This window comes from Rahnella sp. 1L-D-7-B-C2 (genome assembly GCF_057290995.1).
Genome location: NZ_JBXAVQ010000010.1, coordinates 20308 through 33027, shown reverse-complemented (window position 1 = coordinate 33027; position 12720 = coordinate 20308). Strand labels below are relative to the sequence as shown.

9 protein-coding genes are annotated in these 12720 nt (G+C 50.5%); 1 reads left to right on the top strand and 8 read right to left on the bottom strand.

The annotated features are described in order from the left end of the window. The first annotated feature begins 128 nt into the window (after positions 1-128). Complete coding sequence (gene rraB, locus AC0Z7K_RS16250; protein WP_056776511.1) at positions 129-554, top strand: ribonuclease E inhibitor RraB; 426 nt, start codon at positions 129-131, stop codon at positions 552-554. Positions 555-669: 115 nt separating this feature from the next. On the opposite strand, the gene AC0Z7K_RS16245 is transcribed toward rraB, so the two are convergent. The 8 genes from AC0Z7K_RS16245 to tssH all read right to left on the bottom strand — a co-directional run bounded on the left by AC0Z7K_RS16245 (position 670) and on the right by tssH (position 12715). After that, positions 670-1302 carry a hypothetical protein gene (locus AC0Z7K_RS16245; RefSeq protein ID WP_485615197.1) on the bottom strand — a complete coding sequence of 211 codons (633 nt, stop codon included), beginning with the start codon at positions 1300-1302 and terminating at the stop codon, positions 670-672. After that, a complete protein-coding gene (ssp4, locus tag AC0Z7K_RS16240) occupies positions 1299-2246 on the bottom strand; it encodes an Ssp4 family T6SS effector (RefSeq protein ID WP_485615196.1) in 948 nt (315 codons plus the stop codon). Before ssp4 ends, AC0Z7K_RS16245 begins: the two co-directional genes overlap by 4 nt. 219 nt (positions 2247-2465) lie before the next feature. Continuing rightward, complete coding sequence (locus tag AC0Z7K_RS16235; protein ID WP_485615195.1) at positions 2466-2945, bottom strand: Hcp family type VI secretion system effector; 480 nt, start codon at positions 2943-2945, stop codon at positions 2466-2468. A 17-nt stretch (positions 2946-2962) separates the two neighbouring features. Then, positions 2963-4321: a VasL domain-containing protein gene (locus tag AC0Z7K_RS16230; RefSeq protein WP_485615194.1), complete on the bottom strand. Its 1359-nt coding sequence runs from the start codon at positions 4319-4321 to the stop codon at positions 2963-2965. Between the two features lie 41 nt (positions 4322-4362). After that, a complete protein-coding gene (gene tssM / locus AC0Z7K_RS16225) occupies positions 4363-7845 on the bottom strand; it encodes a type VI secretion system membrane subunit TssM (RefSeq protein ID WP_485615244.1) in 3483 nt (1160 codons plus the stop codon). An 80-nt stretch (positions 7846-7925) separates the two neighbouring features. Then, positions 7926-9353 (bottom strand): type VI secretion system protein TssA, encoded by a 1428-nt coding sequence (tssA, locus tag AC0Z7K_RS16220; protein WP_485615193.1) that lies wholly within the window; start codon positions 9351-9353, stop codon positions 7926-7928. Positions 9354-9380: 27 nt separating this feature from the next. Continuing rightward, positions 9381-10088, bottom strand: a complete 708-nt coding sequence (gene vasI / locus AC0Z7K_RS16215) for a type VI secretion system-associated protein VasI (protein ID WP_485615192.1) — start codon at positions 10086-10088, stop codon at positions 9381-9383. Then, positions 10076-12715, bottom strand: a complete 2640-nt coding sequence (tssH, locus tag AC0Z7K_RS16210) for a type VI secretion system ATPase TssH (protein ID WP_485615191.1) — start codon at positions 12713-12715, stop codon at positions 10076-10078. The genes vasI and tssH overlap by 13 nt, the downstream gene beginning before the upstream one ends. Positions 12716-12720: the final 5 nt, after the last annotated feature.

The window sequence follows — 12720 nt, the reverse complement described above, 5'->3', positions numbered from 1 at the left end:
TTCAATTTATCTGGATGAATATGCAATTACAACCCTGAAGTAAAAACTTTGTCGTTGTTTATAGTGGAGGCTGGCTCTGCGGTGTGTGAAAATAGCCTACAAACGTCAAATTGATTGAGGACAGAGAAATGGCAAACCGTGAATTGCTGGAAGAACAACGTGAAGAAACTCGCTTAATCATCGAAGAACTGCTGGATGATGGCAGTGATCCTGACGCGCTTTACACCATCGAACACCACTTATCTTCAGAGAAGTTCGAAGTGCTGGAGAAAGCGGTCGTAGAAGCGTTCAAACTGGGTTACGAAGTCTCCGATCCGGAAGAGCTGGAAGCGGAAGATGGTACCGTCATGATGTGCTGTGACGTGATCAGTGAAGTCGCGCTGAATGCAGAACTTATCGACGCCCAGGTTGAGCAACTGATGAATTTGGCTGAAACCAACGGCGTAAACTACGACGGCTGGGGCACTTACTTCGAAGGCGATGACGACGAAGAAGGTGAAGAAGGCGAAGATGAAGATTTCATCGATGAAGACGATGACGGAAAGCGTCATTGATTCTTCCGTAATCTGAAAAAAGGCTGCTGAATTTAGCAGCCTTTTTTATGTGAGCAGAACTGGCATTAATAGGGTTTCAGTTAAAATATAATTTAGGGTATGACAATTTTAGATATTATCCCACCCTCAACTTTTTCTTTTTACGAGGGCTTTGATAGTTTAGTAGGAAGAGTTTTAAGTATGCTTTTCGGGCTCGTTCATTGATAGTCCATACTATTGCTGTTCTAATAAGTTCAGTATTGAGAATGAAACGTGTTAGGAATAGAGGTAAAATCATTAGCAAAACATGGATCATATCTATAGTGTCAATGAATTTATTAGAAAATAATTTATATGAGTAATAGATTGAAAAAATACAGGCCATTATTACAATGAATATAAAAGATAAGTATATAACCCTCAACCCCAACGGTATTCCTCTGGCAAGCAAAAACACAGACCCTATATAAATAAATATATACGGCATGGTAAGTGCTATGTACATTGAGAAATGTATTGCAGGTGCGTTTTTTATATTTGCAATTTGAATTATGGTAAACGCAATGAAAATCCAGGAAATCATCATTGAAAATAACGCAGCAGAAAGTATCATGAAATTTCTTTGAAAAAATAATACTGTTACATAATTATTTGATTTTGTTTCAACCTTTCTTTCCAATGATACGATGTCATTTCTTTTAATATCAGAATAAATTTCTTCTCCATATTTCATCAAGTCAAAAAAAGAGGAGCCTATGATTTTTTTCATTCTGAAACCTCGAGGGTTTGTAGCATTCCCACAATATACTCTCCGGTATCTAAGAAGCTTTCAGAGGAATTAATGACTCCTCCGATCGCACTGCCTGATAGAGCAGTCGTGCTATTTAAGCTATTCAATAATTGAACTTGTAGTGACTTTTGTAAACCTTCACTGGGAAAACGTTTTGGATACCTTCCACTTAATATAAAAGCTTTAATTAGTTTATTGGATATCCCAGGGTTTTGTGTTCGCATTATTTGTTCAGTAATTCTGGCGCGATCCTGCCTAGGAAGAGTTTTTAGCCAATGACTGGCCTTGAGTGAGGATGCTGCTCTCATTGTTCGATAGGTAATGATTACATCCTTCAATGCTGCACCAGCGGATGCAATAGATATGACATCCAATAAACTGGTTGTTGCAAGATACCATTTCTGAGAATCCAGCCAGGTGGTGTTTTCACCAGCATTTGTATTAATGTCGTAAATTCTGTATAAGCCCAAAACACATTGCGTTGCGGTGGCTGCAGTGCCTCCAATTGCTATAGCTACCATTGCAGTACTTGCTCCCGCCGTAAAAGGTATCGCTCCAGTGCCTACAATTGCTGCCCCAATAGTCAACAACAAACCACCACATGATAATGCCGTTGATAATAACTCTTTACTCAATGAAGGAGAGGTTACAGCTTCTTTCAGCGATTTTTCTGCAATGTCACGGTTTATGTGGAAAACTTTTGTCACGACGATATATGCGACTAATTTAGTATTTGTCGGTGGTCTTACTACATACTGTCTTTCATCTTCGGAGTATATTATGCCGACACCATATAAATCTTTGGTGCAATCCAACGCATTTGCCAGTGCATCGAAGTCGAAGTCGACATAGGAGATGTTGTGTAAAATGCTGGCAATTCTGAAATCGCCGAGATGTTCACCGGTTCGTGATAAAACTGACATGTTATAAATTCCATTTTAACAAGCGTTACTGGAAGCATATGTAGTTAAAATCAACTGGTCAAGAAGACATTAAAACTACATCTCACGTCTATAAATATTTATTCTTTAAATTGCCACGAGTCATTTGTTAATTAAATGATTCGTGGTTTTTTATTTTCTACATCTATGGGTACATTTATGTATTAATGTTGTTGAATGTGTTATTGCGCCATAAGTACATTAAAACACTCTATCTTCCCAGAAACTGTAGGCACTTGTTCCTCCAATGCAATGATCCCATGTTATTGATTTGTAATTTATCCCAACAATCTCAACAGGTTGGCCGCCATTTTCTCTTAATGAGTTTGGGCTATGTAAACGAATATTTTTTATTCTCGCCTCAGTTAACTTGACCTTGTAATATAATTCGCTTATTCCAAATCTGTTCGTACGATAAAAATCGAAATCACAGGTCATTAGTTCATTATCAGAAATTGCTTTCCCTAACAATGGTGAAGACTTATCGATAGGTTTCTGGATGATTATGGGTTGATGACTGGTATTTTGCTCTCTTGCGATTATATGCGACAACTCATAAACCATAATCTGATCCAAGTGCGCGATCTGCGCCTTATTTCCTATCGAGTCCAGTGATGAACATCCTGCGGAAATCAGGCCCTGGGTCTGGCCGTTAAGGGTTAAATAAATAAGATTTGCCATGATATTATTCCTTTAGCTTATTCATGAGTGTTAGCGTGATTATTTAACGATGAATCGATTTGGGAAATATCTCGGATTAATAAATAGCGGCTGGATAATGCCTCCATCCTTTCATTTATTTGTTTCTCTAAGATTTGTGTATTCTGATTCTGTTTTTTGGCGTCTTCCAGCCGTGTTAACAGTATTTCGAGCGGCGTTTCCTGATTCAGCAGGTTTTCGGCCTGATAGGCGACGGTTTTGAGATAAGAGAGCGTGATGCCTTCTTTACTTTTTTCGCGCTGCAATAACAGCGCAGCGAACTCATGTAAATCCTGCTGAACCTGCATATAGCCGCGCAGCGTCGGGCTGTTGTCTGCGCGCAGTTTGATTGCTGCGTGCCAGCGGGCGGTAGCCTGCTGTTGCTGTTCATTTTCCGGCCAGACGGAGGCAGCGGTTTTTGTCAGATGCTCGCCGGTTTCCAGTGGTTGAAGTGGAGATACGTTCAGTAAACGGTCCAGACGCTGAGGGTATTCTTTCAACTCAGGGGATGTCAGCCAGAGTGCTGCGCCGCCCTGCGGGGTGTCGTTGACGATGGTGATTTTTTGCTGCAGCGGTGACACCTGCCACCACCATAATCCGCTGCATACTATGGCCGTGCAGGCGATACCCGCCAAAAATCCGCCAATTACCGGCATTCGTGAAGGGCGCTTTTTGTTTTCTGAACCGGTGAAATGGACTTCAACTTTCGGCGCCTGATGAGCGGGTTCCATGGAGGGCAGCGGCGAATATATTGGCTCAGTTTGAGCTGTTGGCTCTGGCATATAAACCAGCGTCGGCGAGACATAATGATAAGCCTGCGTGTTATGCGCCTGCTGTTCAGCCTCGGTACGTTTACGGATGTTTTGCACAAAATAAAGCAGATTTTCTACCCGAGGGACACGCTTCAGTTCGACCTGCTGAAGCTTGTCGCAGATGAGTTGCAGAGTGCGTTCGGTGCGATACAGCAGCTGCAAGTCGCCGAGCGCCAGGGACGGATTTCTCCGCAGAATATTGCCGATGCGGGTGTTGAACCACTCCAGCATATCGCTGCGTGCCTGATAGTTTTGCGGCCAGAAGCGTTCCCATTCGGCGGTGATCAACCCCGCCAGCAGTTCGCATCCTTCACAAAAACCTGAGAGCCCGTTAAGTTTGGTGCGCGCCAGCGTGTAGTACGTTGCGGTGTGCAAATCAACGCCGTTACTTTTAAACAGCGTCAGCGCCAGCGATTCGACCAGCCGCCAGTTCACCTCCGGTTGCGTGGGATGATTGGATTTGTTGATTTCTTCGCGGATGGCACTGAATTCCGGCAAAAAGCGCGGATCGTCGCCGATTTTAATAATGTGTGTATCGTCGTTCATGTTTTTCCTTAATACCCCGGCATGGCTACCGGGGTTGATCCTTAATACAAGGTATCCGGCAGGGTGAACTCGCTGAAAAGGCCGCCGGTGAACGGGTTGTCTTGCGTATCGAAATGCACGCGGTAAATCATGTAACCACCGTCGACGTTGAAACGGACGTCAAACGAACCGTCATCGACGTTGGTCAGGTTGCCGGCGTCGATCAGGCGGAACTGCGCCCACGGTCCTCTGAAGCTGATGCTGCGCGGCGATCCGCTGTCGTTGCCGACCAGCGTCAGTTTGCTTTCGGTGCCGTCGCGCATAGTGTTTGGCCAGACCAGGTGCGCGGTATAGTTACGGCCGTGGCTGTAATCCAGCAGTTGCCCGTCCATGTTCAGGACGCTGCGGCGTTTGTTGGATGACAGTTCGGTGGTCTCGACAGCGTACTGAGTGCCGAGCGCGCTTTGCTGCGTAAAGAAGGTCTCACGGATTTTTTGTGCGGTGTCCAGCTGCTGCTGAACGTCGTCGCGGATCAGCACATCATCGTCTTCGCCCCACGTGAGTTTGTTCTCGATAAACAGCTTCAGGTTTTGCTGATAGAAACTGTCGAGCACGCCATCGGGTTTGAAGAAGCGGTTGAAGGCGTCGAGGGAGGCATCCTGCGTGGCGTCCGGGTTGAATGGATAGCGATCAGCCAGTTGCTCATTGAACGTTTTGACCACTTTGTCATTCCACTCGACTTCCATGTAGTGAACGGCTTCGATCATCAACACGTGCCACGCCTGGTCGGCCAGCTTTCCGACCCAGCGATTGAGCGGTGCAGGCAGCGTTTTGGCCATCTGACGTGTGGCTAGGATCGGATCGCTGTAGTTCTGATCGAGCCGCATCTGCACGGCTTTCAACGCCGATTTACCCGGTACCGGCGAATTCTGGATCGCCAAAAGGTAGCGGTGCAGCTCGGTCAGTTGCTGATAAACCGCCTGTAACGTACTTTCTTTGTCTTTAGTCTCAGTGAGCACGCCGTTTTCCGGTGCAAATTCGCGGCTTAACCGCGTAAGCAGCTGGAAGTCGAGTGAAGACATCAGCGCTTCCCGCGCTTTGTCTGGCATGTTGGCCGGCGGTGGCGGGAGCTGCGTGTTATCCCGCAGCGTTTGCAGCGCACGATACAACGGCTGATCGCCGCTGATGATTTGCTCCAGTGCATCGGTAACTTCCTGCATATCCTCATATTCACGGATATCCAGATTATTCATCCCTGCCTGCCAGGTCGCGGTGTAATCGCTCACGTACTGTTCGGTGATGTGACGCTGGATCTCTTCACGGTCGGTGTCACTGAATGTGACGTCTTTGGTGATGTTGAGTACCCAGCTGTCCAGCGCGGTGAGTTCTACCAGACTGTCGCGCTGCTTCACAAAATAGCTATGCAGCCCGTAGCGGGTAAGGAACTGCGGGATCGCCAGATCTTCTTCTTTATTCGCCACAAAGACTTTATCGAAACTCGGCCCGATTTGATCCCGCAGGTTGAGATCGGCCGGCAGCACGCCCTGCGCTTTCGATCTCAGGCTTTGATAAACCCGCTGATAAATAGAGAGTTTACTGAGCTCACGCTGTGCGGCAGCGACAGGCTTATCGTAAGGAACGAAACGGTTTATCGCGTCGTTATCTGCGTTAACTCGCCGCGCATGCCAGTCGGTGTGATCCAGTGCGTAATCCAGATGTGACATCAGCTGCGTCTGAAGTCCGCGCTGGCCATGGAAATTTTCGCTCCAGCGTTGCGCCATGTATTGTTCGACGACTTTATTATCGCGGCCGCTTTTGTCTTCCAGCATGCGGATGACGCGAAGGACGGATAGCTTCTTTTCACTTCCCGGCGGCGCGGCGTTCAGGTCTTTTATCAGGCCGTTCAGCAGTGCCGGTAAAAAGCGCTGTTCGAGCAACTGCAGATAGGTTTTCTCGACATAAGGTCCGATTTTCACGCCCTGATACAGCGCCATATCGGTGAGGGCGTTGTGTTCACGATAATCACCGTAGGCCAGCGTGGCGTCGCGCATCGGATTAAGTAAAGGAAGCTGAAGATTACCCAGCTCATCAATGCCCTGCGGCGGCGGAATATCCATAAAGGATTTTGCCTGCGCCAGCACGGTGACACCCGCGTGATAGTTGGAATTGTAGTAATGATGCCAGCCCGCGATGCAGGCTACGGCGGCGGCCGCGCCTATCGCGGAGAATACGGTGCGGCGGCGACGCGTTTTACTTAGCCAGACGCTGTTTTCTCCGGCCAGATTCGGTTCCGCCAGCAACACTTGCGGAAACAGATCGCGGGTAAAATAGGGTTGGGTGACGACCATCGGCCACGAAGAGAGAGCAGTCTGACCCAGGCGATATTGAACGGCGGCGGACTGAATGAACATATCGTCAACCTGACCGCGCTGGAGCGAAGAGGTGAGATAAACCCCGCGCAGCATCACCGACATGTTATCGCCCGCAAGCAGACTGCTGAGTAATGCTTCCAGATGTTCGTTAATCCCGTGCATCTGGCGGTTAAAACTGAACAACATGCTGCGCTGGCTGGCTTCCACATGACTGAGTAACAGATCGGGGAGTGCCTGATTAAATCGCGCTATCCACTCCTGCCAGAACGTATGTAACTCATCGCGCCAGCGATCGTTATCGTGAGAACCTTCCGTAAAGGTGACTCCGAGAATGCTGTCGCGCTGTTGCTTATCCAGTGGCTGAAACAGCGGGGCGAAACCGTACAGCAAGTCCAGTTTAGTGAGGACAATATAGACCGGAAGCTCGCAGTGCAGCTGTTGGCGGATATCCTGCAGTCGCTGACGTAACACCGTCAGCTGACGCTCGCGCTGAGGTTTGGTGGCGGTCAGCAGTTCAGGCAAATCCAGTGAAAGAATAATGCCGTTCAGTGGCTGACGGGGACGGTTCTGACTCAACCAGCCGAGCCAGTGATTCCATAACCTGCTGTAAATATTAGCGTCTTCCTGACTACTTACCGGCTGATCAATCAGAACACCGTTGATGTCAAAAATGACGGCATGTTCACCGACGTGCGGCCCAATGTGCCAGACGCCGGTGTTTTCGCCACGCACTTTCTCCGGTACATAAATCGTGTCGGAAGAATAACCTTCGCGCAGCAGCGTACTTTTGCCACTGTCCGCCGTACCTATGACGATGTACCACGGAAGATGATAAATGTAATTACGCCGCGCCAGATGTCGTTGCAATCGTAACAGCCAGTGATCGAGATGGCGCTGTTGCTGGTGGACTTCCAGAGTCTGGGGATCTTTCTCATGCTGGCGCTGTTGTCGCTGCAATGTTTCCAGATGCTGAAGGCGTTTGATTACCCGCCATGTTAGCCAGGCCAGGGCGATGAGCACCCAGACAGACGTCGCCAGCCAGCGGTTAGCCTGCGCAGCCAGCGGATGCTGTTGTCCAAGCGTCCATGACGGCCCCTTCCACCAGATCCAGACCAGTGATAACACCCAGCCGATGATCACTACGATCAGGGCGGAGATTTTAAACCGCGGCATGGCAGGTTTGAGCGTGGGTTTTAATGCCCGGAGAAAGCCGGGCTTTGATATTTTGAACACAATTAAACTCCTGTTTTACTTCACTGGTCCGTCGTGATTTTTTCTTCTAATTGTTCAAGCAACGCCGGTTCCCAGTCGGGCAAGGTTGTCTGGCGTGCGGTCTGGTGCAGAGTTTTGTATTGCTGAAACGCGGATGCGGCCATACCGGCTTTTTCGAGGAGCTGCGCGCCGAGATATTGACGGTAAAACAGCTGGCGCGGTTCAGGAGAGTGTTGCTGAAGCTGGTCAAGAAGGTGTAACGCCGGTGCCAGCCCCTGGTCGGAGAAACACTGCCAGACACTGTTGGTTTCATCATCATGCGCTGCCGATACGCCCGAAACGGCTTTCGAGGCCATATCTTCGTCCAGCCAGTCCCGGGTCTGCCCGCACAAAAAGGGCGTGAGATCGGTAAAGTACAGGTTCCTTAGTACCGGGATGCGATCGATGAAAAGATGGAGTTCATCGCGGATCGCTGCGGCTGTTTCCGCGTAGCCCAGCTGGCTGGCGATGCGGGCTGAAAGGCAATGCCCGTCAAACCAATAGGGTGCCAGCAACAGGCTTTTTTCGACCTGCTCCCAGAATTCATGATTTGCCGTGGGCAGTCTGGCCTGATAATCCGCCATCATATCCAACGGAAAGGCCGCCAGTGAGGTTCGCCCGCCGTTTTCAGCCTGCGGTGCAGATATGATGTTTTGCCAGAGGGCATGACGGCGAAGACGGTATCCGGTTGTGCTCTGCGGATGGCGTTCGCAAAGCACGTCTGCGACTTTCAGCAACGTCTGACGCCATGATTTGTCGTCATGAGTTTCGACGTTAACCGTGACGATCGGGTGCGCATTTGGGGTCTGGCTGATGTCGCCATTTTCACCTCCAGTCTGTGACTGCGCAGGCGTTTCCTGTCGGAGGACGGCCTCTGCGGCCTGCTCCTGAACACGGCGTTGATAGAGCAAAAAGAGTTCGTCAGCTGCTTCTGCCAGTAACGCGTTTTCTGCTTTTCTCCAAAGTCGCGCCAGATGAGCAAACGCCTCCAGCATCGCCTCCCGCTGTGCCTGATTGGCATCGTCGGCAAAGCTGACGGCCGTCGTCTCAAAGCGTTTAATGACCTGCTGTGCAAAGCGATTTTTATGGGCAATTTTTTGCGGCCACGCAGGCACCCAAAATTGTTCGATGTATTGGGTCAGCAGTTGCACGGCCAGAAGAAGCCCGGCCGCTTTGCCACCATGTTGCAGTGTGCGCAGCAGATGAACCATCAGGCGAAAATCTTTGCTTTCTGTTGCCAGTAATTTCAATGCTTTGTGCTGAATTTCTGCGATGTCGAGCTGGCCGTGCGTCAGCGATCCCAGCTTGACCATTTCGCTGTCAATAAACTCCCAGTCTGGATCGGTTTCGCTGATTGCACAGCCGATCTTCTCTTGCGGTAGTGAAGCCAGAACCTGCCCGTGCCATGTTCCTGATGTCTGTATATCCATGAAAATTCCCTTTAAAAATCGGTGGAACTAGTCGGCCCAGTGGCAGGCAACTCTCATTGGCAAGAGCGTTTTTTCCAGTTCACTGATATTGAACGTCAGTGAAGGAACCGCCGTGTTTCTGCTGGCTGATGCGCCCTGAGTTGGCGTGTTAAATGCCACCGTCAGCGTTTTCGCACCGAAGAGTTGTTTAATCTCATCAATACCCGGAAGACCCCGGCTGGATTCCAGCAACGAGTCGTTTTCGCGCAGAAACCAATGGGCATTGATGTGAATTTTCTCTGTAATCATCATCAGCTCCGGTTGGCCGTTGAGCGGTTTAGGTAATGCGATTTGCATACGGGTGATGTTGTCGATGCAGCTGAACATCAGCACCGGCCGGGGAGGAAGGCTCCCCAGCGCTGGCGTGGTGATCACCACTGAAGGACGTTCACTTTCGGTTTGCCGGGTAAGGAACTGCGTCGAGTGGTCGTCCCTCTGTGCTTCCTGAGCGAATGCCCGTTGCCAGGCCTCGCCCTGAACCTGCGCCTTGACCAGCGCGCCGGAAAAGTCCGGGTACGCCGGGACCAGCAGGCGGTCATAGCAGTCGAGGCGCTCAAGGGACGCCGGCTCAATCCTGCAGGCGTTCATCGCCTGAAGCGTTGATTCTGCCGGGCTCAGGTCCGGCTCAGAGATTTCGCAGAATGCCTGCCCTGAGACAAAGGGCAGCAGCAGGCAGGCCAGCATCACTCCACGCATAACTCGCCTTCATTCTCAGAGACGACTTCCTGAATATCGGCAGTAAAACAATGGTCGGTGACGGCGATATTCACGCGGCTGATGGCGGAACCGGCAGCAAGTTTTTGCAGAAGCAATAAGGAAAGAGGAGGTAGCACTTGGCCGTCGATAATGGATTCGAGCATACGGGCTCCGTTTTCCGTGCGCGTTACCCGCAGCATGATTTCATCGCTGACCTCAGCATCAATGAAGACTTCAGCACCAAAGCGCTGTTTAAGCAGCGTCTCCAGCCTTTCCAGTTTTGCCGCAATAATAGTGATTAACGTTTCACTCGATAACGGCAGGAACGGGATGGTTTCCATACGCGCCAGCAGGGCAGGTTTGAAGAAATCCACCAGAACCGGGTAGAGCGCTTCGTGCAGCTGTTCCGGTTGCCCGGCATAATCAACAATCACCTGATACCCCAGATTCGACGTAAGGAAGAACGCCACATTTTTGCAGTCGATCAGGCGTCCTTCGCCGTCTGCCATTTCGCCTTTGTCAAAGGCCTGATAGAACAGATTCAGCACATCGGGGTGCGCTTTCTCTACTTCATCGAGCAGAACAACAGAGTAAGGTTTTTGCCGAATCGCTTCGGTCAGCACGCCCCCTTCGCCGTATCCGACATAGCCAGGAGGCGAGCCAATCAGACGAGAAACGGTATGTTTTTCCTGGAACTCAGACATGTTGATGACCGTGAGGTACTGGCGGCCGCCAAACAGTAATTCGGCCAGTTGCAGTACGGTTTCGGTTTTGCCGACGCCGCTCGGACCGGCCAGTAAAAATGCGCCCAGCGGGCGACCGGGACGGCGCAAATCCGCTCTGGCGGTCAGTAAATGTTTGTGTAAATGGGCAATAGCCAGCGACTGGCCTTTGATTTTTTCACCGAGCCAGACCGGAAGTTCGGTGATCAGTGCCATTTCGCTTTGTGATAAACGGTTCAGCGGTACGCCCGTCCATTCTGCAATCACGGCGGCGATCTGCCCTTTATCGACGTGCGGGGATACCAGCGTGCGCGCCTGATGCAGGTCGTCGAGCTCAGCCATCAGCGACGTCAGTTCTTCACGCTTTCCGGGCATCTCTTCGTTAGCCGTTTCGTCGTCAGTCATACTTAATAACTCGTGGCGCAGCGAGATTATCTGATGCACCCGATCGCGCTGATGTTTCCAGCCCATGTCCAGTTCATCGAGCTGAAGTTTGGTGTCTTCGTGCAGCTGATGGAGTTCATTCAGACGCGTATCGTTCTGATATAAACCAATACGCTGCTCACGTTCCAGCTGACGAATTTCTGCCTCATATTGAAGAGTGGCCGTGGTCAGCGCAGAAATCTGTCGCGGCGGGGATGACAAATTGATGGCTACCCTGGCACAAGCAGTGTCGAGCACATCAATGGCTTTGTCCGGAAGCTGGCGTCCGGACAGGTAACGCTCGCTGAGCGTTGCGGCGGCCTGCAGGGCTTCATCATCAATAAGTACGCCGTGTGATTGCTCGTAGATACTGGCCAGACCGCGCAAAATGATCGTCGCTTCGGCGGCGGTGGGTTCGGTCACTTTCACCGGCTGAAAACGGCGTGAAAGCGCAGCGTCTTTCTCGAAGTATTTTTTGTATTCGCTCCACGTCGTCGCCGCGATGGTTTTCAGTTCGCCACGGGCCAGCGCGGGTTTGAGCAGATTAGAGATATCAAGGCCACCCTGCTGATTGCCTGCGCCGATCAGCGTGTGGGCTTCATCGATAAATAAGATCACCGGCGTCGCCGACAACCTGATTTCCGTCATGATGCCTTTGAAGCGTTTTTCGAATTCTCCCTTTACCGATGCGCCGGCCTGAAGTGCGCCTAAATCCAGCGTCACCAGCTCCGTGTTTAGCAGTTTTTCAGGGACCTGACCGGCCACAATCCGTAAAGCCAAACCTTCAATCAGTGCGCTTTTACCGACACCCGCCTCGCCGACCACAATCGGGTTGTTTTTACGACGGCGGCACAGAATATCGATCATCAGGTCGATTTCGTTATCACGGCAAAGAACGGGATCAAGCTTGCCGTTGCGGGCATCTTCCGTCACGTTGCTGGAGTACTTCGCCAGCAGGCTTTCTTCATCGGAGCTCAGCGAGCGGTTTGCGGTGCCGTCATTTTGCGTGACGGACTCTGCGGAATCTTTTGTCCAGCGGGTAAATTCCAGACGCAGAAGATCACGATTAATCCGGGCCAGCAGCTGTGCGGCTTGCGGCGTAATATACCGTAATGGGGAGTGGAGTAAAGCCAGCAGCAAAACGCCGCCGCGTAGCTGGGAAAGCTGCATGTCGGCCGAGGCCAGCAGCCACGCATCCTTGAGCCATTCGACCAGCATGGGTGAAAAACTTGGGTAACTCTCTACTGTTTGAGGGGAATTGCTTATGGTGAGCGCGTCGTGAAGCGCATCGGTGTCGATATCAGTTTGTTCGATAATGACGCGAACATCGCTGCGCGACGTCAGTAACATCTGTGTAAGAACGTGGGCTACTGTGATTTCACTTGCCCGTTGATTGATGCATTCAGCGGCGGCCAATTCCAGCGACTGTTTAGACAAGGTATTCAGCCGGTTAACCAAAGTGGGTAAATCAATCTGGATCATAGAAA